This is a genomic window from Salinicoccus siamensis (assembly GCF_042429615.1).
Taxonomy (GTDB): Bacteria; Bacillota; Bacilli; order Staphylococcales; family Salinicoccaceae; genus Salinicoccus; species Salinicoccus siamensis.
In genome coordinates this window covers 17,209-41,341 of record NZ_JBHMAH010000031.1, presented here as the reverse complement: position 1 = coordinate 41,341, position 24,133 = coordinate 17,209, and the positions used below count along the sequence as shown (strand labels likewise).

The 24,133-nt window shown below is 47.0% G+C and carries 22 protein-coding genes and 1 riboswitch; of the genes, 17 read left to right on the top strand and 5 right to left on the bottom strand.

Features of this window, described 5'->3' with window-relative positions; translation table 11 throughout:
* Positions 1–46: 46 nt before the first annotated feature.
* The 7 genes from mutS to ACFFLE_RS09575 all read left to right on the top strand — a co-directional run bounded on the left by mutS (position 47) and on the right by ACFFLE_RS09575 (position 9,070).
* The gene (mutS, locus tag ACFFLE_RS09605; protein WP_380570882.1) at positions 47–2,563 is read left to right on the top strand and encodes a DNA mismatch repair protein MutS; all 2,517 of its coding nucleotides are present in this window, start codon (positions 47–49) and stop codon (positions 2,561–2,563) included.
* 4 nt (positions 2,564–2,567) lie between these two features.
* Positions 2,568–4,421: a DNA mismatch repair endonuclease MutL gene (mutL, locus tag ACFFLE_RS09600; protein WP_380570881.1), complete on the top strand. Its 1,854-nt coding sequence runs from the start codon at positions 2,568–2,570 to the stop codon at positions 4,419–4,421.
* 11 nt (positions 4,422–4,432) lie between these two features.
* Complete coding sequence (locus tag ACFFLE_RS09595) at positions 4,433–5,308, top strand: alpha/beta hydrolase (RefSeq protein WP_380570880.1); 876 nt, start codon at positions 4,433–4,435, stop codon at positions 5,306–5,308.
* Entirely contained in the window at positions 5,301–6,230 is a 930-nt protein-coding gene (gene miaA / locus ACFFLE_RS09590; RefSeq protein ID WP_380570879.1) for a tRNA (adenosine(37)-N6)-dimethylallyltransferase MiaA, read from the top strand. The genes ACFFLE_RS09595 and miaA overlap by 8 nt, the downstream gene beginning before the upstream one ends.
* Positions 6,231–6,232: 2 nt before the next feature.
* A complete protein-coding gene (gene hfq, locus ACFFLE_RS09585; protein WP_380570878.1) occupies positions 6,233–6,427 on the top strand; it encodes an RNA chaperone Hfq in 195 nt (64 codons plus the stop codon).
* A 154-nt stretch (positions 6,428–6,581) separates the two neighbouring features.
* The gene (gene hflX / locus ACFFLE_RS09580) at positions 6,582–7,817 is read left to right on the top strand and encodes a GTPase HflX (protein ID WP_380570877.1); all 1,236 of its coding nucleotides are present in this window, start codon (positions 6,582–6,584) and stop codon (positions 7,815–7,817) included.
* Positions 7,818–7,843: 26 nt separating this feature from the next.
* A complete protein-coding gene (locus ACFFLE_RS09575; protein ID WP_380572113.1) occupies positions 7,844–9,070 on the top strand; it encodes a methionine gamma-lyase family protein in 1,227 nt (408 codons plus the stop codon).
* A gap of 45 nt (positions 9,071–9,115) precedes the next feature.
* On the opposite strand, the gene ACFFLE_RS09570 is transcribed toward ACFFLE_RS09575, so the two are convergent.
* The 4 genes from ACFFLE_RS09570 to ACFFLE_RS09555 form a co-directional block, all read right to left on the bottom strand.
* Positions 9,116–10,420, bottom strand: a complete 1,305-nt coding sequence (locus tag ACFFLE_RS09570; RefSeq protein WP_380570876.1) for a nucleobase:cation symporter-2 family protein — start codon at positions 10,418–10,420, stop codon at positions 9,116–9,118.
* Positions 10,420–11,004 (bottom strand): xanthine phosphoribosyltransferase, encoded by a 585-nt coding sequence (locus ACFFLE_RS09565; RefSeq protein WP_380570875.1) that lies wholly within the window; start codon positions 11,002–11,004, stop codon positions 10,420–10,422. Before ACFFLE_RS09565 ends, ACFFLE_RS09570 begins: the two co-directional genes overlap by 1 nt.
* 73 nt (positions 11,005–11,077) lie before the next feature.
* A riboswitch (purine riboswitch) is annotated at positions 11,078–11,179 on the bottom strand.
* Between the two features lie 195 nt (positions 11,180–11,374).
* The gene (locus tag ACFFLE_RS09560; protein ID WP_380570874.1) at positions 11,375–11,872 is read right to left on the bottom strand and encodes a CueP family metal-binding protein; all 498 of its coding nucleotides are present in this window, start codon (positions 11,870–11,872) and stop codon (positions 11,375–11,377) included.
* An 80-nt stretch (positions 11,873–11,952) separates the two neighbouring features.
* On the bottom strand, positions 11,953–12,825 hold the full coding sequence (locus ACFFLE_RS09555) for a 2-dehydropantoate 2-reductase N-terminal domain-containing protein (protein WP_380570873.1): 873 nt from the start codon (positions 12,823–12,825) through the stop codon (positions 11,953–11,955).
* Positions 12,826–12,912: 87 nt separating this feature from the next.
* On the opposite strand from ACFFLE_RS09555, the gene panB reads away from it, so the two are divergent.
* From panB to ACFFLE_RS09535, 4 genes are read left to right on the top strand one after another with little or no spacing between them, the layout of a single operon-like run.
* The gene (panB, locus tag ACFFLE_RS09550; RefSeq protein WP_380570872.1) at positions 12,913–13,719 is read left to right on the top strand and encodes a 3-methyl-2-oxobutanoate hydroxymethyltransferase; all 807 of its coding nucleotides are present in this window, start codon (positions 12,913–12,915) and stop codon (positions 13,717–13,719) included.
* Entirely contained in the window at positions 13,719–14,558 is an 840-nt protein-coding gene (panC, locus tag ACFFLE_RS09545; protein ID WP_380572111.1) for a pantoate--beta-alanine ligase, read from the top strand. Before panB ends, panC begins: the two co-directional genes overlap by 1 nt.
* On the top strand, positions 14,555–14,947 hold the full coding sequence (gene panD / locus ACFFLE_RS09540) for an aspartate 1-decarboxylase (RefSeq protein WP_380570871.1): 393 nt from the start codon (positions 14,555–14,557) through the stop codon (positions 14,945–14,947). Before panC ends, panD begins: the two co-directional genes overlap by 4 nt.
* A 60-nt stretch (positions 14,948–15,007) precedes the next feature.
* Positions 15,008–15,997 (top strand): CAP domain-containing protein, encoded by a 990-nt coding sequence (locus ACFFLE_RS09535; RefSeq protein WP_380570870.1) that lies wholly within the window; start codon positions 15,008–15,010, stop codon positions 15,995–15,997.
* 838 nt (positions 15,998–16,835) lie between these two features.
* On the opposite strand, the gene lexA is transcribed toward ACFFLE_RS09535, so the two are convergent.
* On the bottom strand, positions 16,836–17,450 hold the full coding sequence (gene lexA / locus ACFFLE_RS09530; protein WP_380570869.1) for a transcriptional repressor LexA: 615 nt from the start codon (positions 17,448–17,450) through the stop codon (positions 16,836–16,838).
* Positions 17,451–17,587: 137 nt separating this feature from the next.
* Between lexA and ACFFLE_RS09525 the strand changes: the two genes are divergently transcribed.
* From ACFFLE_RS09525 to ACFFLE_RS09500, 6 genes are all read left to right on the top strand, one after another.
* Positions 17,588–17,839 carry a hypothetical protein gene (locus ACFFLE_RS09525; protein ID WP_380570868.1) on the top strand — a complete coding sequence of 84 codons (252 nt, stop codon included), beginning with the start codon at positions 17,588–17,590 and terminating at the stop codon, positions 17,837–17,839.
* A gap of 71 nt (positions 17,840–17,910) precedes the next feature.
* Positions 17,911–18,147 carry a DUF896 domain-containing protein gene (locus ACFFLE_RS09520; protein ID WP_380570867.1) on the top strand — a complete coding sequence of 79 codons (237 nt, stop codon included), beginning with the start codon at positions 17,911–17,913 and terminating at the stop codon, positions 18,145–18,147.
* Between the two features lie 14 nt (positions 18,148–18,161).
* Entirely contained in the window at positions 18,162–20,147 is a 1,986-nt protein-coding gene (gene tkt, locus ACFFLE_RS09515; RefSeq protein ID WP_380570866.1) for a transketolase, read from the top strand.
* A gap of 66 nt (positions 20,148–20,213) precedes the next feature.
* Positions 20,214–20,471, top strand: coding sequence for a YneF family protein (locus ACFFLE_RS09510; protein ID WP_380570865.1), 258 nt, complete (start codon positions 20,214–20,216; stop codon positions 20,469–20,471).
* Positions 20,472–20,575: 104 nt separating this feature from the next.
* On the top strand, positions 20,576–22,351 hold the full coding sequence (locus ACFFLE_RS09505; RefSeq protein ID WP_380570864.1) for an ABC transporter transmembrane domain-containing protein: 1,776 nt from the start codon (positions 20,576–20,578) through the stop codon (positions 22,349–22,351).
* Positions 22,352–24,124, top strand: a complete 1,773-nt coding sequence (locus tag ACFFLE_RS09500) for an ABC transporter ATP-binding protein (RefSeq protein ID WP_380570863.1) — start codon at positions 22,352–22,354, stop codon at positions 24,122–24,124. It begins immediately after the preceding gene.
* Positions 24,125–24,133 lie beyond the last annotated feature (9 nt).

The following is a 24,133-nucleotide window of genomic DNA, read 5'->3' as shown; positions in this document are numbered from 1 at the left end:
CATGATATAATGCAGTTATATTTCAATCGATAATGGAAGTGTTTAAATGGCTACAGTTACACCTATGATGCAACAATATTTGAATATCAAAGATGAACATCCCGATACACTGCTTTTCTACAGGCTTGGTGATTTCTATGAGCTTTTCTATGAAGATGCAATTACAGCAAGTAAAGTGCTGGAGATTACATTGACTTCAAGGGATAAGAAAAAAGACCCGATTCCGATGTGCGGGGTCCCTTATCATTCGGCTGATGGCTATATCGAACGCCTCATCAATCAAGGCTATAAAGTTGCGATATGCGAACAGATGGAAGACCCTAAAAAAACAAAAGGCATGGTCAAGCGTGAAGTTGTGCGCATCATTACACCGGGTACTCTGATAGACGATTTTGGCATGGATGATGGACGGAGCAACTACATACTGGCGATCGGGGAAAACGATGGAGCATTCGCTGTCGCCTACTCCGATATATCGACCGGTGAGATACAGGCATTCACAACCGATCAACTCTCCCTTTTAAAAAGTGAAATTGAGCGCATCAACCCACGGGAAATTGTTGTGGAAGAAGAGATAACGGGAGTTTTATCAGAAATCTACCGGGATCCGCCAATCAATACGCCGTATACGGCACAGGGACATTTCAGCCTGGATTATGATGATGGTATAGGTGAAGCGGAGAAGGAGACGCTGGATCTTCTCATATCCTATATCAATGCACACAACATGAAAGAGTTGAAGCACTTCAGACAGGTCAAAAAGCACCGCCTCAACGAGACGATGCAACTGAATTATGCCGCCATCGCCAACCTCGAACTTCTTGAAAGCCTACAGACGAGAAAAGTGAAAGGTTCCCTGTTTTGGTATTTGAACCGTACCGAGACACCTATGGGGAAGCGCAAGCTCCGCAAATGGATCGAAAGGCCCCTGTTGTCAGAAGAACTCATCAGGGAACGGCAGGACACTGTTGCCGTGCTGCTTGAAAACTTTCTTGAGAGGGAAGATATCCGGGAATTACTGAATAATGTATATGACATTGAAAGGCTGGTCGGAAGACTGAGTTTCGGCAACATCGATGCAAAAGACCTGGTCCAGTTGAAGGATTCGCTAGAAGGCCTGCCCCGTATAGCCGATGCACTTGAGAAAACAGGGCTATCCACTTCGCCGTTATTCAAGGATTTTGATGTGTTGGATGATGTCCGCAAGGTACTGGAAGAAAGCTTGTCGGATACACCACCTAAAACCATAAGAGAAGGTGGCATATTCAAAACGGGATATGATGCACAATTGGATGAATATCGCTATATCGCCACCAACGGTAGAAAGTGGCTTGATGACTACATTGCAGGCGAGCGGGAAAAGACCGGCATCAAAACACTCAAGGTGGGATTCAACAAGGTTTTTGGCTACTACATTGAAATATCCAAGGGCAGTGCAGTCAACTTCGATGCCGAAGCATTCGATTACCAGCGAAAACAGACGCTGGCGAATGCTGAACGATTCATCACTCCGGAACTGAAGGATATGGAATCCAAGCTTCTGAGTGCGCATGATGAGAGCATCATACTGGAATATGACTTGTTCATTGCACTGAGGACGCATATGGAACAGTTCATCGGGCGGCTGCAGTATACGGCCGAATTGATCAGTACTCTCGACTGTCTTGTGTCCTTCGCCACTGTTTCAAATGACTACAGGCTTGTCCGTCCGGTATTCAGCGATGGTGAACTCAGCGTCAAGGAAGGGCGTCACCCGGTCGTAGAAAAAGTGATCGGTGAGAACACCTACGTGCCGAACTCGCTCGATATGGATGATGAAACTTTCATCTACCTTATTACCGGACCCAACATGTCCGGCAAAAGTACTTATATGCGTCAGACCGCAATCATCAGCATAATGGCTCAAATCGGAATGTATGTGCCTGCACAATCTGCAGTATTGCCGATCTTCGATCAGATATTCACACGCATCGGTGCGAGCGATGATCTGGCGAGTGGCAAATCGACATTCATGATTGAGATGATGGAGGCAAATGAAGCGTTGCTTAATGCGACAGAAAAGAGTCTCTTGATATTTGATGAAATCGGCCGTGGAACATCGACTTATGACGGTATGTCATTGGCGCAAGCCATGCTTGAATATATCCATGACAACATTGGTGCAAAAACACTGTTTTCAACGCATTACCACGAGATGACCCGGCTCAGCGGTGAGCTTGAACATCTGAAGAATGTCCATGTAAAAGCAACTGAATATGACGGTAAGCTGATTTTCCTCCATAAGGTCAAGCCAGGCGCCGTCGAAAAAAGTTATGGGATACAAGTAGCAAAGCTTGCAGAACTGCCGGATGCAGTTACAAAGCGGGCGCACGAACTGCTTAAAACCTTTGAAGACGGTACAGGCGTGGCAAGCCAGCAACTCGCACTGCCCCTTGACGATACCGAGAGTGAACAGCTGCATCCGGTGATGGAGAAATTGAAATACGTCGATATCAATCAGATGACGCCAGTCGATGCTTTGATGAAACTACAGGAGCTGCAGAATGAAATGAAGGGGGAATGATCCGATGGGCACCATAAAAGTATTGGAGAGCGCCATACAGAATAAGATTTCAGCAGGCGAAGTGGTGGAGCGTCCGAGTTCAGTGGTCAAAGAGCTTCTGGAGAACTCCATTGATGCCAATGCCACTGAAATCGAAGTGTTCATAGAGGAGTCGGGCATGAAGAAAATCCGCATCGTCGATGATGGCGACGGCATCCACCATACGGATGGCCCGCTCCTTTTTCAGCGGCATGCGACCAGTAAGATCTCCTCTGATTACGATCTGTTCCAGATCCGCTCACTCGGTTTCCGTGGAGAGGCGCTGGCCAGCATTGGCGCCGTCGCCAAAGTGTCCGTGGAGACGAAGCACCATTCTGGAGACCCCGTATTCATCCGCTTTGAAGGTGGGGAACTAATGAGACAGAGTCCTGGCAAGGAACGGCAGGGAACCGACATCACCATTACAGATCTGTTCTTCAACACACCCGCCAGACTCAAGTATATCCGTTCTTTGAAGACCGAGAGCGGCAAAATTATTGATGTGGTCCAGAAGATGGCGATGGCACATCCAAAAGTGAGCTTCCGGCTGGTGTTGGACGACCAGCAGAGACTGATGACTAAGGGGAACGGCAACCTCAAAGAAACCATGAGTGATATATATGGCCTCAATGTTGCGCGCAACGCGGTGGAAATCCAGGCGCAAGATGCTGATTTCAGGATACATGGATTCGTGGTTCGTCCAGAGATCAACCGCAGCAACCGCAATTATATGAACATTTCCGTCAATCAGCGCCACATTAAAAATTTTGCTTTGTCACAGTCGATAGTTAAAGGGTTTCACACACTGCTGCCTAAAGACAAATATCCAATTGCTGTAATTGATATTGAAATGGATCCGAAATTGGTCGATGTAAACGTACATCCCGCCAAAATAGAAGTGAAGTTCTCGAAAGAGAGGGAGTTGAACCATCTGCTTGAGAACGCAGTGCTTGAGAGCATGCGGAAAGAAGTGCTCATCCCTGATGTGGCAAAAAAGATACCGGACAGACAAAAGCCTGTCCAGGATGCAATTGATTTCACCCAGCGGAATACCTTTGATCGACCAAGATACGATGCGCCCCCGATGCCACGCAATTTTGAGGGGCGGCAATCTGAGCAGCCCGAAACAGTATACACTGTCGACCCCGTGCCGACCATCGCCCGGGAGGAGGGTCCTTCCCCAGAAACCAATCCTCCACCGGAACTGGAAGAAGAGCATGTTCCAGCTCCATCAAAAAGCGAAGGTGAAGCGGAAAAACTGCCTTATATGGAGATAGTCGGTCAACTCCACGGTACCTACATCATCCTCCAAAACGACTCCGGCATGTACATGATGGATCAGCATGCCGCACAGGAGAGGATCAAATATGAATATTATTCTGCAAACATCACTGCGGGGAAAACAGCTGCCGTGCCGCTCCTCATCCCATATACGTTTGAATTTCCGATGAATGATATAATAGAAATAGATGGGAAACTTGAGAAACTTAAACAATTGGGCTTTGACATCGACAAGGTCGGTCCGACACAGTATGCCGTGACCGGTTACCCGAATTGGATCGATGAGAAGCGTCCGGAAGAGGATATCGGGGAACTCATCGATTTTGTCAGCGAGAAGGAAGATTTTTCGGTAAATCAATATAAAGAAGAACTCGCAATCATGATGAGCTGTAAGCAGTCCATAAAGGCCAACCACTATTTGGACAGAAGCCAGATAGAAGCGCTGCTCGAGGCGCTGGGCAGCTGTTATTCACCCTATACATGTCCGCACGGAAGACCAGTGCTCATCCATATGAGCACGTATGAAATCGAGCGGATGTTCAATAGGATCATGAAATAGGATGTGGATATATGAGAATGATCGAAAAGATTGTAAGTAACAATGGCAGAGATATAGAGGTCAGCATATTCTTGCCGGAGGAGCCCATATGTGCGATTCAACTGATGCATGGCATGGCCGAACATAAAGGGCGCTACACTGCAATGATGACCTGGCTTGCGATGAATGACTGCATGGTGATCATGCATAATCATAGGGGACATGGCCCTGAAGCAAAAAAGCTAGGGCATTTCGAGTCCCTCGACATTCTGGCTGATGATGCCATTGCGGTGTCCCGCCTGTTGCCGGCAAATATCCCCTCATTCATACTCGGACATTCGATGGGTTCCATCATTGCCCGTAGGTTATTGGAGCAGAATATTTATGATGGTGCAATCATTGTAGCGACGGGCAATAAAAAATCCATGATTGAAAACATGGGCGTCAAACTACTCAAGCTCCTCGCGGCCGTCGCTCCGGAATATCGCTCCCCGATAATCAACAATGTGGCGGTGTCGGGATATGATGGTGCGTTTAAAGGTGAACAGAAAAACAGATGGCTATCGGAGGATGACTCCCGTGTATCTGACTACAATCAAGACCCTTACTGCGGCTTCCTGATGAGCAACCGGGCATTATTTGAGATTGCCCGCAATATCGATGAAAGTCTTGAGAAGAAGAATTTGAAGCGGTTGAATGTGGATGTGCCGATACTGCTTATAGGCGGTAAATCGGATCCATTCTCGAAGTATGGTGCTGACATCAGGAGTTTGGGTCGGACCTACAGGAAATATGTGGATTCCGTGACCGTACAACTCTATGATGAGAGCAGGCATGAAGTACTGTTCGAGAAGAACCGTGCACAAGTTTACAATAGACTGTTAGGGTGGGTGAGGAGACATGTCTGAAAGGAAGAAACTTCTGATACTCGTTGGGCCTACGGCCGTAGGTAAATCTTCACTCGCTGTGGAGATCGCCAAAAGATTCGATCTTGAAGTCATTAGCGGAGACTCTATGCAGGTCTATCAAGGCATGGACATTGGTACCGGAAAGATTACAGAAGAAGAGATGGATGGCGTACAGCATTATATGATCGACGTCATGCCACCTGATACGACATTCTCCGTCCACCAGTTCCAGCACCATGTGGAGGATCTGATTGATGAATTCCATGAAGATGCCCGTACCCCTTTTATAGTAGGGGGGACCGGACACTACATCCGTGCGCTGATATACGGCTATGAATTCGATGAAGAAGACGATGAAGAAAAAAGAAGATTGACCAGCCACTTCGAAAAGCTGGCCACACCGGTTTTGCATAACCAACTGCAAAGTATTGATCCGAAAAGTGCAGAAGAGATTCATCCAAACAATCGCAAACGGGTGATCCGTGCCTTGGTGAAACACGAACTGAGCAACAGGATCAGCAACAGGACGGGCCCTGGCTACACAGATGAAATGAAATATGATACATTTATAGTAGGATTGACACGTAACCGTAAAGTACTTCATGAACGGATCCGGAAAAGGGTCGAAAAGATGTTTGAGATGGGACTTGAAGCAGAAGTCCAGAAATTATTGGATAACGGACCATTATCAAAAACGGCGAGTGCTGCAATCGGCTATAAGGAATTTCTGCCCTATTTTGAAGGGCATGGATCTTTGGATGAGGTTAAAGAAGCGATCATTCAACATTCCAGGCAATATGCCAAAAGACAACTCACATTTTTTAGAAATCAGCTGCCTGTAACATGGTACGATCTGGATGTAGTCGATACGGATATAATATTGGAAGATATATATCAATTTCTGCAGGCGAAGGAGAGATAAAAATGACAAGTCTTAATTTGCAGGATACATTCCTGAGTGACTTCAAGGAAACTGAAGTTGAAGTGACGGTATTCTTGGTTAATGGGTTTCAGATGCGGGGTACAGTGATTGATTTCGATAAGTACGTGATCCAGCTCAGTTCCGGAGGCAAAGATCATTTGATCTATAAGCATGCGATCAGTACATTTACGAAATAAAAGGACATCCCACCAGGTGGGATGTTTTTTTAGCCTTCGGCGATGTTATTTTCTAAGGCAAGTAAATATTTGACGTGATCTGGGCATCCAGCAACTAGTGGCTGAAAAACACATACTATAGTGAAGAGCAGCATCAAAATTCGGAGGTGTCATAATGACTCATATATATAAAGGCGTCATCATCGCAGTCGATACACCAGACCGCACATCAATAGACACCGAGGTGGAAGAGTTGAAAAGTCTGGCGGAATCCGTCGGGATAGAGATCGTCGGCGTCCATGTCCAGAACAGGACCCGGGTCGATGCACGCTCCTATGCAGGCACAGGATTCTTAACGGAAACGGCTGAAGCATACGGGGAAGATGACCTGATAGACTATACCATCGTCAACGATGAAATCACGGCGAGCCAAAACCGTTCCATTGAATCCTATATGGACACTAAAGTAATTGACCGGACGCAAGTCATATTGGATATATTCAGTATGCGTGCCCACTCCAAAGCGGGCCAACTGCAAGTCGAATTGGCACAGCTCCAGTATCTCGTACCAAGACTGAAGGGCCAAGGCATCAACCTCTCGCGTCTTGGGGGCGGCATTGGTACAAGAGGGCCGGGGGAGACGAAGCTGGAAACTGACAGAAGGCATATCAACCAGCGTATAAAAGAAATCAAGAAGCAGTTGAAGACGGTTGAAGCCCATCGGGAGAGATACCGGGCACAGCGCAAACGCAATCAGGTCGTAAAGGTTTCGCTGATCGGCTACACGAACGCAGGCAAATCTTCACTGTTCAACACAATGGCAAAAAGCGATACGTTTGAAGAAGATGCACTCTTTGCCACACTTGACCCTAAGACGAGGCAGATTGTATTGCCTTCTGGTTTCGAGTGCATCATATCGGATACGGTGGGCTTCATTCAAAACTTGCCGACAACATTGATTGAAAGCTTTAAATCGACGCTCGAGGAAGCGGCGGACAGTGATTTCATCATCCATGTCATCGACAACAGCACTGATGCCCTCGGCACCCATTACGATACTGTAAAGCGTCTGATCGAACAGTTGGGGATGGATGACATACCGTCATGCGTGTTCTTCAACAAGACTGATATCGATGATGGACGTTATCTGACGCCTGGAGAACCGCATGCCTATGTCAATAAAGAGATGGCGGGAGAAGAGATTTTGGACATACTGGAAAACTTCCTGAAAGAGACGATGGAGGCCTATCACGTCAAATTGCCAATCTCTGAGCCACAGAAAGTCTATGACCTGAAACGTTATACAATCGTAGAAGAGGAGTCTCTGGATGAGGACGATGGATCCTATACCTTCAAAGGCTTCGAGCCACCAGGAGACTGGAGTAGAAGAATCGTTCAAAGAGGAGAATAAGTGTGGAACATACTGAAATAGCGAAGATGGTGTCTGACGCCGTCGAAGAGATTGACCCCATCATAAAAAAGAATAAAAAGATAGGACAGGCGAACTTCAATAAAGTCATGTCGGCGTTCTATGAAAATGGTGTCACCGAAAGTGACTTCAGCGGCACGACCGGGTACGGATACGACGACACAGGACGGGATAAGCTTGAGGATATCTATAGTGCAGTGTTCCGCAGTGAAGATGCACTGGTCAGAAGCCAGATCATCTCCGGGACGCATGCCATCAGCCTGGTATTACTATCACTGCTAGAAGCCGGTGATGAATTGCTTTATATCAGCGGAGAGCCGTATGATACTTTGGAAAAGGTGATAGGTACAAGTCATGACGATATCGGGAGTCTGATGGAAAAGGGCGTAGAATACCACGCTGTAGACCTGGTCGACGACCATTTTGATGAAGAGGCCATCATGACAGCAATCAATGAAAAGACTAAGATAGTCGCGATACAACGCTCCCGGGGCTACAGCATGCGCAAATCTTTGACTATATCAGAGATGGAAGAGATGATCCAAAAAATTAAAAAACAGCATCCTGAAGTGATCGTCTTCGTCGACAACTGCTACGGTGAGTTTGTGGAGACCCGTGAACCGATAGAAGCCGGAGCGGATGTAATTGCCGGCAGTCTGATCAAAAATCCAGGTGGCGGGATTGCGCCGATGGGAGGTTATGTCGCGGGCAATACGGATATCATTACGCGGGTAAGCTACAGGCTGACCGTACCGGGGATAGGCAAAGAAATGGGAGCAAGCCTAGATGGTCTCAAAGACATGTATCAAGGCTTTTTCCTGGCCCCACATACGGTGATTGAAGGATTGAATGGTGCGGTATTGACGAGCCATCTGTTGGCTTCGGTCGGACTCAAGACAGATCCACTACCGGATGCCGACCGGACAGATCTGATCCAAAGCGTCACGTTCAATACAGAAGAAGAGATGATTACGTTTACCCAAATGATCCAGAAGGCATCACCGGTGAATTCCAAGTTCCTGCCTATACCGGATGATATACCTGGTTATGAGAATCCGGTCATCATGGCTGCAGGCACTTTCATCCAAGGTGCATCGCTTGAACTGAGCGCAGACGGGCCGATCAGAAGTCCCTACACAGTATTTATACAGGGTGGGCTGGTCTTTGAGCATGTGGTATATGCTTTAACTATGGCCCTTCTGGAAATGACCGAAAAAGAAATGATTGAACTATAGAATAGGCGGCCCCCTATGAGGCCGCCTATTCTATTTATTCCTATACTATTCAATGATATGACGATTCTGCCTTTTATATCTAAGGAAGCTCAAGCGGGCATTGAATGCAATATTGAGTATAATTGCCGTCAGGCTTCCGAGGACGATGCCACTTTCCGTTATGACAGCTAAACTGTCAGGCACGATCGCAAAAAGGTCGGGCAAAGCCGTGACACCGAGACCCATACCGATCGATATTGCGACGATCATCAGATTGTTCTGGTCCTCAAAGTCCACTCTTGAAAGCATCTTGATGCCGTATGAGACAACCATCCCGAACATTGCCAGCATCGCACCGCCAAGGACTGGTGTCGGAATTGCCACTGCTGCAGCACCGATTTTTGGAACGAGACCGAGCAGAATGAGCATGGTGCCGGCAATGTAGATGATTTGTCTGCTTTTTATGCCTGAAAGCTGAACGAGGCCGACATTCTGGGAATAGGTGGTGTAGGGGAAGGCATTGAAAATGCCGCCGAGCAGGATAGCCCAGCCCTCTGCCCTGTAGCCTCTTTTCAAATCTTCTTGTCCGATATCCTCATCGCATATATCTCCAAGGGCAAAGTAGACACCAGTCGCCTCTATCAGACCGACGATTGTCACGAGCATCATCGTCAGTATAGGCACTATATTGAACTCAGGAAGCCCGAAATAGAAGACCCTAGGAAGATGGAGCCAATTGGCCTCACTGACTGCACTGAAATCCACCATGCCAAAAAAGCCACTGATGAAAGTCATGATTACTATACCGCATAGTATGGCAATCGATTTCAGGAAACCTTCTCCGAATCGGAACAGCACCAATATGACTGCAAGTGTACCGAAACCAAGTGCGAGATTCAGGCCTGATCCATAGTCGGCACTGCCCTGACCACCTGATATATCGTGCATGGCGACCGGCACGAGAGTAATTCCGATGATGGTCACTACGGAACCTGTGACCACAGGAGGGAAGAATCTGATCAGTCGACTGAAATATTTGGCAATGATGACGACGAACAGACCTGCAGCAAGGATTGCTCCGTATATTGAAGGGATGCCGTAAGTATTGCCTATGGCGATCATCGGCCCTACAGCAGTAAATGTACAGCCAAGGACGACCGGGAGCCCGATGCCCGAGTATTGCCTTTTCCAAGCCTGCAGGATCGTTGCGACGCCGCACATCATGATATCGATGGCAATGAGGTAGGTGAGCTGTGCGGGGGTCAAGCCGATGGCCGCGCCAACGATCAAAGGAACGACCACCGCACCGGCATACATGGCAAGGATATGTTGAAGGCCGAGTGAAAGTTTTTTAAGTGAAGACATCTGCATCACACTTCCACTCCAGACATGAAGGTTATCTCACCTTCCGCCAAAGAGGCGATCCGGGCAAGGGAATGGACATCGTATCCAGCAGTACGAAGCACCTCGCCGCCTTCCTGAAAGGCTTTTTCGATGACGATGCCGATACCGGCTACCGAAGCTTCAGTCTGTTCCACAAGTTCGAGCAGACCTTTAGCGGCTTCCCCGTTTGCCAGAAAGTCATCGATGATCAATACTTCATCTTCAGGTGAGATAAATTTCTCGGCGATGGCAATGGTATTCGACTCGTTTTTAGTATATGAGAAAACGTCAGCCGTCAGCAGTCCCTCATTCAAGGTCAACGACTGGCGCTTTCTGGCAAAGATTACAGGAACACCAAGTTCAAGACCAGTCATGACCGCCGGTGCGATGCCGGAAGATTCCAGCGTCAATATTTTAGTTATCCCGCGGTCGTCGAAGTATTCTTTAAACGCTGTCCCAATTTCTTTCATCAGCGATGGATCGATCTGATGGTTGAGGAAATGGTCGACTTTCAATACAGTGTCTGAAAGCGCAGTTCCTTCATCCAATATCTTCTGTTTAAGCAACTCCATGAAATCCACTCCAAAATCATATTTTGAAAAAGCCAAAAGCACACATCATGAGATGAGCAGACTTCAAGTGGTTGCACGAGAGTTACTCACTCATAGTCAAGGCGTTTACGGCGCCCCGGTAGAAACTTGCAGGCCATATTCCTGCGATTATATGAGTGCTTTGTATTCAAGATGCTTATTATGATAACACAAAAAACGAACCTTTCAATAATAATAATTGATGAAGTTCATTTTTTGATATCAAATAGAGTATTTACACCTGTCAACTTTCGTCAATAGAGGATTTCAGATTAAAAAATGCCAAAAAATATCCTTCCAGATGTGAACTCCTAAATTAAGGTTTTGGATCCACATCAGCAAGGATACTCTTTTACTTTTCCAGTTGGAAATCTGTCAGGCATGTCGAATCATTCTCATATGTTGAAAACGAGCCCTCGGTTTCATAGTCCCCGTATGTGATGGTGATATCATATTCACGGTCTCTTGGCAGCCACAGATCTATAAAGCCATTCTCAAGAGTCTCCATATTTTCATCTACATGGACCTCTCCTTCTTTATCGGCAATCTTTACATGCATCTCCTTGGACACGAGTTCACCCTGACAGCCTGTCAGGCTATGGAATTCGCATGGGTGCGTGTAATTGATGAACGGCGCGATCGATACAAAAAATTCATCGTCAGGCAAGTCGTGCCGCTCTTCCTGATTTTCGCCGATGATCAATTCGGAACCAGTGATGGAGGCTGCTTCTGCTTCCTTGTTTGCACTATATTGATCAACCTTTTCCTTTATATCCATTTGACCATCTTCACCGCCGCATCCGGCAAGAAAGAAAATGAGCAACAAAAATGGCAATATTAGTCTCTTCATAATCATTCCCTCCTTCTGAACACCTATTTTAGCATGAATAAATGTGTCTTAGGCAAGATGTACGAAATGACACAACATAGTCAATATCCGCGCTTATATTGATAGGCTTCCAATAGGGTAACGATGACGTCCAGGACAGGGGTTTCAAGAGGCCCCTTCCTGTCATGGAGATGCTTTTGGATATAGGCATACTCCGTTTTCACATCTGCCATGACATCATAGTACATGCTCGTGCCCATTTCCGGATTATAGTTTTTATAGATTGCCATAGCCCTATCTACGAATTCAGGCGACACGATTTCCCGCTCGCTATTGACGATGGCTACGCCTTCCTCCAGAATGGCGCGCGTCAATTGTGCGACAGACTCCAGCTCAAAGATCTTCGATGTGTTTTTTGACAAAGCCGTTACAGAGTTGATGCCGAGATTGATCAGCAGTTTTTCATAGCGGATGCGTTCGAAATCTTCGCTTTTCTTTATCTCCAATTGTGTCTCCGGATGTTTATCCAACGCTGTAATCAAACGATCAATATTGGGGCGGGACGTATCCTCAATCAACAGCGTGGCATCCTGGAAATGTTCAATTCTATCATTTTTCTTCTGTCCGCTTATATAAACGACTGCCGGCACCGGCCGATCGAAATAGTGCTCATAGCCCATGCCGTTCTCACACAGGATGACCTCTGTTTCCTCGTTGATGAGATGGTGAAAAGTCTGGCTGATGCCCCTTAACGCCGTCGCCTTTACCGCAACGAATACCACATCAAACGATCCGCCCTGATAGGCATCCATCGTCTCTATCCTGTAGGGGTAGGAATGTTCCTCTCCCGCTTCGGAAATGGTGAATCCGGATTTTGGCTGTCTGCCGAACAGCACCGTATCATAATCGAGCATCTTCAGCTCTCGGGCGATGACACTGCCCACAGCACCTATGCCTATCACTGCAATTTTCATTTTTAATCCTCCCGACGTATTTCGAACATCCAAATATATGATAAACTAATTATAATATAACAGGATTTAAATAAAAGGAGCAGTATGATGAAAACAACCAGTGAATGGAATCAGATGAAACAAAATGGCGAAAAGATCACCATGGTGACCGCCTATGATTACCCGAGTGCAAAACAAAGCGAGGCGGCAGGGATGGACATGTTGCTTGTCGGTGATTCACTCGGCATGACGGTGCTTGGGTACACAAGTACTGTACAAGTGACGATGGGGGATATGATCCATCATGCCAAAGCGGTCAGGCGGGGTGCTCCGGACACATACATGGTGGTCGATATGCCTTTTGGTACGTATCATGGAGACGTTGATACAAGCGTGGAAAATGTACTGTCGCTTTATCAGCAGACGGACGCCAACGCCATCAAACTTGAAGGGATAGACTGCCTGCCCGTCGTCAAACGGGCAGTGCGGGCTGGTGTCCCGGTTGTTGCGCACCTAGGATTGACGCCGCAGTCAGTCGGCGTAACAGGATTTAAGATGCAGGCCGGCACCCAGGAAGCAGCCATGCAGCTGATTGAAGACGCCAAGGCAATGGAGGCCGTGGGTGCATCACTGCTTGTACTTGAAGCGATTCCATCAGATCTAGCCCAGAGGGTGACGGAAGCCCTCACAATACCAACCATCGGTATCGGTGCAGGTAGAGAGGTGGATGGACAAGTGCTGGTCTACCACGACCTGCTCCAGTACGGCACCGACCGTCTGCCGAAGTTCGTCAGGGCATATGCAGATTTCAATACTGCCGGGGTAGAAGGCTTGTCCGCTTATGTACACGCTGTAAAAAATGCGGAATTTCCCGATGAAGCCACGACTTATAAAAGAAAGGTTTTTGAAGAGTGATGAAAAATACAGACACAATAGAAGGTATACGCAGCATATTAAAACCTTTGAGGACATCGGACATTGCCTTCGTGCCGACCATGGGATACCTGCATGAAGGTCATGTTGCGCTTATAGAAGAAGCGAGGCGCAGGGGTGACACGGTAGTGGTCAGCATCTTCGTCAACCCCCTCCAATTCGGGCCCGACGAGGATCTGGAAAGTTATCCGAGGGATCTCGAGCAGGATCTGGAAATATGCAGACAAGCTGGAGTCGATGTGGTTTTCCATCCTTCTGAAGAAGAGATGTACCCAGAACCACCCGAACTTCAACTTGGCTTAAAATCCATGGCCTCGATACTCGACGGCATCAGAAGACCCGGCCATTTTGAAGGGGTGGTGACCGTTGTCAACAAATTATTCAACATCATACGCCCGGACTTTGCGGTATTCGGAGAAAAGGACCGTCAACAGCTGATGATCATAAAGCGCATGGTCCAGGACTTCAACCACGAAGTCGAAGTCATCGGCGTGCCGACCGAGCGCGAACATGACGGATTGGCAAAGAGCAGCCGGAACGTTAATCTCTCCGAAAGCGAACGTACTGAAGCTCCTGAAATCCACCTCGCGCTTGTAAAGGCAGAGGAAAGCATAAAACACGGCAAAGTTGACGCTGAAGCGATCAAAGAGGACATAAGGACCCATATCGAATCGAAGACATCAGCGCACGTGGACGATCTGCAGATCTACACCCATCCAGGACTTGATGCTGTTCAAAACATCGAGGGGGATGCTATAATATTCATTGCTGTAAAGTTCGAAAGAACACGGTTAATAGATAATATGTTGGTGATGAAATGATCAGAACAATGATGAATGGCAAGATCCATCGTGCAAAAGTGACAGAAGCAAACTTGAATTATGTCGGCAGCATCACAATCGATCCTGATTTCCTTGATGCAGCCAATATCCTCCCGAATGAGAAGGTCCAGATCGTCAATAACAATAACGGCGAGCGGATTGAAACGTACGTCATCGAAGGCAAGCGGGGCTCGCGTGAAATATGCTTGAATGGGGCAGCAGCCCGTAAGGTACAGGTTGGGGACACAGTCATCATCATCAGCTATGTTCAGCTGGATGACAGTGAATTGGAGACATTCAAGCCGAATGTCGTGCTGATGGGTGAGGATAATACAATTGTAGATGAGGCGTATTTCGAAGAGCGGCAAACCGAATATATTCCAAGATAAAGTAATTAGACGAAAGTTTAATTACTTTTTTTAAAATATACGCGGAGGGGAGGTGCCTGTATGATAAGAAAAGTGTTTATGATCGTAATCCTATACTTCGTTTGGATGTTTACAGCTCCTGTGCTGCAATCCTATGATTTTGAAGAAGGGATGGAGTTGTCCTACTTGCGTGGATGGCTTGAAGAGAACATTTATCCTTCTTATAATATGGATAAAATCCATCAGGTGAACAGCGACCAGACACAGGAAGTGGAGATTGCGCTCGACAATGAATATGATACTACCGGTAAAGAACATATCGGCTCGGAATATGAAGGAGAGTTCTACATTGAAAGTGAGCCAGGCGTGTTCCATATGGTATTGGTTAAAGATCAGAGGGTAGTCGGCGCCTATACAAACAGTGGGGACGTATCAGTCGAGACGATCAACATTGAAGGGTTGGAGAGGGAACAGGTCGACTCCATATATGGTACTCCGGAATCAACCATCAAGAAGGGATGGAAGCGGCTGCGTGTGGATAATGAAGAATATGCAGTCTATGATATTAATGGCACATACGTCTATTTCTTCTATGATCTTCACAAATCGGATCAGGTGAACGGTCTGCTTGTCGTCGATAAAGAGGCCTTTGGTGAAAGCAGCGCCCTTTATAATCATCCTGAACCGGCAGATAATTCCAAAATGAACCATCTACTCGTTAATGCAACCAGACAGGAATACGGTCTAGAACCTTTGTCCTGGGACGAAGCGGCTTCAAAAGCCGCGCTCGGACACAGCAGCGATATGGTTGAGAAGGATTACTTCAATCATGATTCCCCGGACGGCGTGACGTTGAAGAGTCGTTTGGAGTCAGCTGATGTATCGTACAGGATGGCAGGGGAGAATATCGCTATGGGGCATACTTCACCCATCTTCTCCCACCATAGCCTCATGAATTCGCCCCCGCACCGGGAGAACACATTGAAAGCCAGTTTTACACATCTGGGGGTCGGTACAGCATATAATGAAGAAAATGTGCCCTACTATACGGAAAATTATATAAGGAAGTAAAGAAGACGATTCTTTGGTCGTCTTTTTTATTTCATCAGGAATATCGGCTGGAACAGATTTCATATGCACCTTTCATGTCAAAGAAAAGGGCCCGGAATAATTGCTTGGAAGGTGACAAACTGCCCAGTTCTCTATACGTTGCTACTTGTTATATAGTGAAATATGCATCATATGGCCCTCTGTATTGACTCTATGGTCAAGTGACATACATTCTGTTCATCAGAATGGCTCCACATTGTTGAAGTACGAGTTCGAAATGCTATAATTTAAGTATTAATGCACTTGGGGGGGAGCGTGTATTGATGGCGATTAGATATCAATGGGGAGAGAAGGGGGACTCACATTGCATTGTCGACTATAGCCTTGGATGAAAACTTCAGAACGCAAAGACATAGCCGTAAAATTTTTTTGGGCGTCAATGATTCGGAGCGAAACCATATCACATGTGGTTACATAGTTGGACTGTTTTTTCATTATAGTGTATAGAAAGGCGTCTGCAATAATTTTTTATTTAGATGACCCTCCCATTCATGTATTGAGGATTAAATTTGCGAATAATGTTTCGTCTGCCGAAATAAAGGGAATATAAAGGAGCCGCCTTATATATTTAATATGGAATCATCTTTCCAGATCACCATCCTGAATCAAGCAAAAACGAGGGGATGCAATTGAAACATAAAACAGAGGATAAACAAACACAAGATCCAAAAGATATTTTAGAACAAATCAGAATCATACTTGATAGATAAAACATTCGAAACAAAGGATATTGACAGGATGGATACGGAAAGGCAAAAGGGCGCATCGTAAAGATGCGCCCTTTTATATATGAAATCCTTTAAAATGCACGGAACAGCCCGACGACTTTACCGAGGACAGCGACACTGTCCAAGATGATTGGTTCCATTGTCGTGTTTTCAGGCTGCAGCCTATAGTAGCCATTTTCCTTATAGAAACGTTTGACCGTTGCTTCATCGTCATCCGTCATTGCGACGATGATATCGCCATTATGGGCAATGTTCTGCTTGCGTACTATCACTCTGTCCCCATCATGGATGCCTGCATCGATCATGCTGTCCCCAGCTACATTGAGGAGGAATATCTCACTGTTGTGGTTCGCTGTGAAGTGTTCGGGGAGAGGGAAGTACTCATCGATATTCTCTACGGCAGTAATCGGCAGTCCGGCTGTAACCTTACCGAGGACCGGGACATGGATTACAGCACCATGGTTCTCGTTCTCTTCCGTGATGACTTCGATAGCCCTGGGCTTTGTCGGGTCCCTTTTGATGAAACCCTTTTCCTGCAGTTTAGCCAGATGGCCATGGACCGTTGAGCTCGATTGGAGCCCGACTGCATTGCCGATTTCCCTGACACTCGGCGGATAGCCTTTATCCTTCACTGTGGATTTGATGAATTGGTATATTTGTTTCTGCCTGTCTGTTAGCGCCTTCATAGTTATTACCTCCGCCTTATTGTTGTTTAAATTTTATCATATGAGAGGGCATCTTACAAACATTTGTTCGCTATCCATTGACCCGGAACAGGCGTTCTGTTACTATGTTTATACAAACATATGTTCTGGAGGTAGTAATGATGACATTGAAGGAATTTAAACTACTGGGTATGGTCTTTATATTTGTTTTCGCTGCTGGCCTCATTTTCATGTTGGATTCCCACAAGGAAGGGAATAGTAATTCTGAAGTTGTCTATATAGATGAGTACCAGGTCGTCACACATGACGATGCCCCCCTCCCTGTAGAGGAGACGGATCTATCGGCTGAAGAATACGCCGAGCGCAGCAATATGGAGCAGTTGATGGAAATGATTGGATTCATAAGATGACTTTAAAGTGTGAGAATGGTCTCACACTTTTTTTTATGGTAGATTATAAGAAAGTGGACAGGAGGGCTGCTATGTTAGACAAAGATAAGATTCAGCGGATCAATACGCTCGCTGCCAAAAAGAAGTCGGGCAGCATTACAGGGGAGGAACTCTCTGAACTGAAAGGTTTGAGGACAGAGTATCTTAAAAACTTCCGTTCCTCATTCAAGAAACAGGTGGAGAACACTAAAGTCATCGATCCTGAAGGCAATGATGTGACCCCTGAAAAAGTGAAGAAAATCCAAGCAGATAAAAATAAAAATTCATAAAGGAGTATGCGCAAATGACTTTTGATAAGACAGACCAACTGGCTATCAACACAATCCGCTCACTATCCATCGATGCGATCGAAAAGGCGGCTTCCGGCCACCCGGGCCTCCCTATGGGGGCCGCGCCGATGGCCTACACACTCTGGTCCCGCCATCTGAACTTCAACCCGAACTCAATGGACTGGTTCAACCGTGACCGTTTCGTATTGAGTGCGGGCCATGGGTCCATGTTGTTGTATAGTCTGCTGCACTTGAGCGGTTCGCTTGAAATGGAAGAGTTGAAGAATTTCAGGCAGTACGAGTCGAAGACGCCTGGGCACCCTGAATTCAAACATACCGAAGGAGTGGAAGTGACGACAGGACCATTGGGTCAAGGCTTCGCAATGAGTGTCGGTATGGCAATGGCTGAAAAGCACCTGGCAGCCCGCTTCAATAGGGATGGCTATGATGTGATGGACCACTACACTTATGTCATCGCGAGCGATGGTGATTTGATGGAGGGTGTCTCCCATGAAGCAGCATCACTGGCCGGTCACCTGGCGTTGGACAAACTGATTGTGCTTTATGACTCAAACGACATATCGCTTGATGGTGATCTCGACATGAGTTTCTCAGAAGATGTGGGCACACGTTTTAAAGGATATAACTGGCACTACATCAAAGTGGAGGATGGCAATGACTGCGATGCCATAGATAAAGCGATAAAGAATGCCAAGACATCAACTCGTCCGACACTTATCGAAGTGAAGACGATCATCGGCTACGGTTCCCCGAACAAGCAGGGCAAAAGTGCCTCACACGGTGCGCCGCTTGGTGAAGAGGAACGCAAGGCAGCTTTTGAATATTATGGTTTGGACCCGGAGAAGACATTCGATGTCGACCCGTCGGTCTATGAACGCTTCAGTGAAACGATGAAAACAAGAAGCAATGAAAAAGAAGAAGCCTGGAATGAAATGCTTAAAGGCTATAAAGAAGCACATCCAGAACTGCATGCTGAGTTCGAGGAGGCCGTCCACCACCGTCTGCAAGACGATTATGATAAGGATATGCCTTATTATGAAGCGGGCGAGGCGAAAGCCACACGTGCTGTTTCAAGCGATATGATACAGGCGCTCTCTGACTCCGTTCCGACATTGTTCGGTGGTGCTGCAGACCTCGCGAGCAGCAATAAGACCAATGTAAAGGATGAGGAGGATTTCGGTCCCGATAATTATGCCGGACGGAACATCTGGTTTGGCGTCAGGGAATTCGGCATGGCCGCTGCATTGAATGGCATGGCAGCACACGGCGGCCTCCGTCCTTACGGTGGTACGTTCTTCGTCTTCAGTGACTATTTGAAGCCAGCCATGCGTTTGAGCGCGCTGATGAAGCTGCCTGTAACTTACGTACTCACCCATGATTCAATCGCAGTAGGAGAAGACGGTCCGACGCATGAACCGGTAGAACAGCTTGCCGGTCTGCGCGCCATCCCGAACCTCAATACAATCAGACCGGCAGAAGGCAATGAAACACGTGCGGCCTGGAAGATAGCGATGGAAGCTGAAGATACACCGACGGCCCTTGTGCTGACACGTCAAAATGTCAAAACGATAGATGTGCCATACGATGTTGTTGAAGAAGGGGTCAAAAAAGGTGGATACCTGGCCTACGACGAAGGGGATGATGCGATCCTATTCGCTTCCGGAAGCGAGTTGCCACTGGCTGTCGATACGGCAGAACAGCTTAATGCACAAGGTGTAAAAGTGAAAGTCGCCTCCATCCCGAATATGCAGCAGTTCCTGAAGCAGGATGAAGCCTATATCGAAAGTGTACTGAACACGCACATCGAAAACCGGACCGCCATTGAAATGGCAGCCAGTCTGGGATGGCACCGTTTCATCGGCATGAAAGGCAAATTGCACACAATCGATACGTTCGGTGCGAGTGCGCCTGGCGACATAGTCGTCGAAAAATATGGATTTACCGTCGAACGGATCCTAGAGACGGTGATGGAGAAATAATCTGTTGAAAAACACCTGTTTTTAATGTAGACTTTATACTGTTCTACGAAGAAAGAGGTGAGCAGTTTGGCTACATGGATCTGGATACTGATTGTTATTGTTGCACTCATCGGTGGCGTTGCCCTTGGCTTTTTCCTGGCACGGAAATATATGATGGATTACCTCGAAAAGAATCCACCTATCAATGAAGAGATGCTCAGGATGATGATGATGCAGATGGGACAGAAACCTTCCCAGAAGAAAATCAATCAGATGATGACAATGATGAATCGCAGTGCCGATTCCAAATCAACAAAAGAGCGTATGAAAGCATCAAAAAAATAAAGATGAACCCTTCTCTATAGAAGGGTTTATTTTTTCACCCAAAATATTTCAATTTTCGAAATATATGGTAGAATTTAATTGCACTCAATTGAAGGGGGGATGGCATGAAAGTATTTAAAAAGTTGGGATGGTTCTTTAAAAGGGAACGAAAAAATTACACCGGCGGCATCATCATGCTGATACTCGTTGCATTGATGGAACTGGTGCCCCCGCAAGTCATAGGATGGGTCATCGACGGGATAAGGCAGGAGACGCTGACCGCGGAGATACTCGGACAATTCATCATTCTGCTTATAGTGGTGGCGATTTTGACATACATATTCAGATATTTTTGGCGCATCATGATCTTCGGTGCGAGTTATCGGCTGGGTAAAATTCTGCGTGCATCGCTCTACAATAAATATTCACAGATGAGCCCTGCGTTCTATCAGAAGAGGCGTACCGGGGACCTGATGGCCCATGCCACCAATGATATACAAGCAGTCCAGGCTACTGCCGGTGCCGGTATTCTGACCATTGCCGATTCACTGATCACCGGAGGGGCGGTGCTGGTGACGATGGCTGTTACAATCAGCCCCAAACTGACATTGATGGCGATGATTCCGTTACCTTTCATGGTGATATTAACGAGCTATTACGGCACACTCCTAAACCGCGGTTTCAAGAAGGCGCAGGCTGCCTTCAGCATGCTCAACGATAAGACTCAAGAAAGCATATCGGGCATCAAGGTGACCAAGACGTTCGGATATGAGTCGCATGACCAGGAAGACTTCAGGGTGTTGAGTGATGATGTCGTCGATAAAAATCTAAAAGTATCGAAAATCGATGCGCTGTTTGATCCGACGATAATGACAGTGATTGGGGCGAGTTACTTCATCTCCATATTTTTCGGGGCACGCATGGTGCTTGACGATGCAATCACCGTTGGACAGCTGGTGACATTCACAACCTACCTCGGCATGATGGTTTGGCCGCTCCTTGCGCTTGGGATGTTCTTCAACCTGATTCAAAGGGGGAGTGCCTCCTACGCGCGTATAGAGAAAATCATGGAGACGGAAAATGATATCGGGGAGGAGTATCTGATAGAAGATCAGCCTGAAGGTGACATTCACTTTGATATCGGCGCATTTAATTTTCCGGGGGAAGATGCAGGCGGCGTACGGGATGTGCGTTTTACGATCGAGAGAGGGGCGACGGTTGGTATAGTCGGACGTACCGGCTCTGGCAAAAGCGCGCTGCTTAGGCTCCTGCTCCGCGAGTTCGATACAGTCAATCCGGAAGATATCGTCTACGGCAGTCATCCGCTCAGAGATTATAACATCAGCAACCTGAGGGCGCAGTTCGGTTATGTGCCCCAAGACCATTTCCTCTTCTCCACGACGATCCGCAATAATATTGCGTTCAGTAATCCGGATATGGATGATGCCCTTATCCATGAGGCGGCGCGTCTCAGCCAGATACATGATGATATAGAAGCATTCACCTACGGCTACGAAACCGTTGTCGGGGAGCGTGGCGTATCATTATCCGGAGGACAGAAGCAGCGCATCTCCATTGCACGTGCACTGATTCTTGATCCTGAAGTGCTGATACTTGATGACTCATTATCAGCCGTTGATGCAGAAACCGAAGAGCGTATACTCGAGAGCCTGCAATCCAATCGTCGTGGTAAGACGAATATCATTACAGCACATCGCATGAGTGCTGTCAGCCATGCAGATCTGATCATCGTCATGGATGCCGGCACCATAACAGAGATGGGCACGCATGAAACGCTGATGGCGGAGCAGGGCTGGTATCACGACACCTATAACGCACAGGCGCTTCGTGAATCTCTGAAGAGTTCCTTGGAAGACATGGCGGAAGGGAGGCGGAATTAGATGGAGAATGACAAGTTGAATCTAACGTTCAATGATCAGAAGGATGTCCTGATCCGTCTGATGAAATATACGCTGCCCTTCAAAGGTGTGCTGACATTGGGATTCCTCATGCTTGCGGTATCCACTGCCACAGGTGTCGCAACACCTTATCTCGTCATGATTTTCATCGATGATTATTTGACGCCAGGCGTCTTTCCGGAGCAGGATATCATGTGGCTGATCATCCTTTTCGCCATTGTCCAGATACTCGGGGCAGTCACCACATACATGAACATCTACCTTTTTCAATATTTGGCGTTCAAGGTGATCCAGCAGCTGCGGATCGATGCATTTGAAAAGATTGGTCGCCTTGGCATGCGCTATTTCGATAAAGTGCCCGGAGGCAGCCTCGTCTCCCGCATCACAAATGATACGGAAGCCATCGTCGATATGTTCATCGGTGTACTGGCAACATTCCTCATGGCGATCTTCATGGTCATTTCAAGTTTTGTGATGATGTTCATCCTGGACGTCAAGTTGGCTTTGTTTGCACTGCTATTCATGCCCGTAATCGCTGTCATTTTGGCAGTATACCGTAAGTATTCAGCCAATTTCTTCTCCCATGCACGCCAACTTTTGAGTGAGATGAATGCGAAGTTGGCAGAATCGATAGAGGGTATGAAGATCATCCAGGTGTTCAATCAGGAAAGGCGTCTGCAGGAGGAATTCAATACCATAAACGAGACGCACTATAAATATAATATGAAGAACGTCAAACTCGATGGATTGCTTCTGAGGCCCGCGATCAGCATGATCTATGTGCTGGCCATCGCAGTGATACTTGGCTATTTCGGCTTGCTGAGCTTTGAGTCGACCGTTACAGCCGGTGTCGTCTTCGCATTTCTGCAGTATATGGAACGGTTCTTTGAACCGATCAACCAGGTCAGTCAGAATCTGAACATTTTTCAACAGGCACTTGTATCCGCAAGTCGGGTATTCACACTGATGGATGATGAGCGTCTGGAACCGGTCCAAGATAAGGATGAGGAAGCGGAGATCACCGATGGGCATATTGAGTTTAAAGATGTGACCTTCAGCTATGACGGTGAAGTGGATGTGCTGAAGAACATCACATTTACAGCCAGACCAGGTGAGACTGTGGCATTGGTCGGCCACACCGGTTCCGGCAAAAGTTCCATCATCAATCTATTTATGCGCTTTTATGAATTTAATCAAGGCGATATCACCATCGATGGGCATTCCATCAAGAAAATGCCGAAAGGTGAACTGAAGCAGAAGGTTGGTCTTGTGCTGCAGGATCCCTTCATCTTCTATGGCACCATTGCTTCAAATATCCGACTGTACCACCCCGACATGACGTTTGAAGAAGTGAAGGCTGCAGGGGAGTTCGTCTACGCGGATAAATTCATAAATGACCTCCCGGGTGGCTATCAGCACAAGGTAATCGAAAAGGGTGGTGCTTTTTCAAGTGGACAGCGTCAGCTCATCGCGTTCGCCCGGACGATGGCGATAGATCCTAAAATATTGATTCTGGATGAAGCGACCGCAAATATCGATTCCGAAACAGAAGAGCAGATTCAGCATTCTCTGGAGAAGATGCGGCGGGGGCGCACGACACTCGCCATTGCACACAGGTTATCGACCATCCAGGATGCCGATCAGATCCTCGTCCTCAACCGTGGTGAAATCGTCGAACGTGGCACGCATGATACGCTGATCCATGAAGGAGGCATCTATCATAAGATGTATCAGCTGCAGAATGGTCAGCAATAATTGTCATAC

Bases quoted from the DNA above. Each gene is read 5' to 3' on its own strand.
- ACFFLE_RS09560 (WP_380570874.1), bottom strand. From the start codon at position 11,872: ATGAAGAGACTAATATTGCCATTTTTGTTGCTCATTTTCTTTCTTGCC.
- hfq (WP_380570878.1), top strand. From the start codon at position 6,233: ATGACAAGTCTTAATTTGCAGGATACATTCCTGAGTGACTTCAAGGAA.
- mutL (WP_380570881.1), top strand. From the start codon at position 2,568: ATGGGCACCATAAAAGTATTGGAGAGCGCCATACAGAATAAGATTTCA.
- ACFFLE_RS09520 (WP_380570867.1), top strand. From the start codon at position 17,911: ATGTTAGACAAAGATAAGATTCAGCGGATCAATACGCTCGCTGCCAAA.
- ACFFLE_RS09570 (WP_380570876.1), bottom strand. From the start codon at position 10,420: ATGCAGATGTCTTCACTTAAAAAACTTTCACTCGGCCTTCAACATATC.
- miaA (WP_380570879.1), top strand. From the start codon at position 5,301: ATGTCTGAAAGGAAGAAACTTCTGATACTCGTTGGGCCTACGGCCGTA.
- ACFFLE_RS09555 (WP_380570873.1), bottom strand. From the start codon at position 12,825: ATGAAAATTGCAGTGATAGGCATAGGTGCTGTGGGCAGTGTCATCGCC.
- ACFFLE_RS09575 (WP_380572113.1), top strand. From the start codon at position 7,844: ATGGTGTCTGACGCCGTCGAAGAGATTGACCCCATCATAAAAAAGAAT.
- tkt (WP_380570866.1), top strand. From the start codon at position 18,162: ATGACTTTTGATAAGACAGACCAACTGGCTATCAACACAATCCGCTCA.
- ACFFLE_RS09525 (WP_380570868.1), top strand. From the start codon at position 17,588: ATGATGACATTGAAGGAATTTAAACTACTGGGTATGGTCTTTATATTT.
- panC (WP_380572111.1), top strand. From the start codon at position 13,719: ATGAAAAATACAGACACAATAGAAGGTATACGCAGCATATTAAAACCT.
- ACFFLE_RS09535 (WP_380570870.1), top strand. From the start codon at position 15,008: ATGATAAGAAAAGTGTTTATGATCGTAATCCTATACTTCGTTTGGATG.
- ACFFLE_RS09505 (WP_380570864.1), top strand. From the start codon at position 20,576: ATGAAAGTATTTAAAAAGTTGGGATGGTTCTTTAAAAGGGAACGAAAA.
- hflX (WP_380570877.1), top strand. From the start codon at position 6,582: ATGACTCATATATATAAAGGCGTCATCATCGCAGTCGATACACCAGAC.
- ACFFLE_RS09500 (WP_380570863.1), top strand. From the start codon at position 22,352: ATGGAGAATGACAAGTTGAATCTAACGTTCAATGATCAGAAGGATGTC.
- mutS (WP_380570882.1), top strand. From the start codon at position 47: ATGGCTACAGTTACACCTATGATGCAACAATATTTGAATATCAAAGAT.
- lexA (WP_380570869.1), bottom strand. From the start codon at position 17,450: ATGAAGGCGCTAACAGACAGGCAGAAACAAATATACCAATTCATCAAA.
- panD (WP_380570871.1), top strand. From the start codon at position 14,555: ATGATCAGAACAATGATGAATGGCAAGATCCATCGTGCAAAAGTGACA.
- ACFFLE_RS09565 (WP_380570875.1), bottom strand. From the start codon at position 11,004: ATGGAGTTGCTTAAACAGAAGATATTGGATGAAGGAACTGCGCTTTCA.
- ACFFLE_RS09595 (WP_380570880.1), top strand. From the start codon at position 4,433: ATGAGAATGATCGAAAAGATTGTAAGTAACAATGGCAGAGATATAGAG.
- panB (WP_380570872.1), top strand. From the start codon at position 12,913: ATGAAAACAACCAGTGAATGGAATCAGATGAAACAAAATGGCGAAAAG.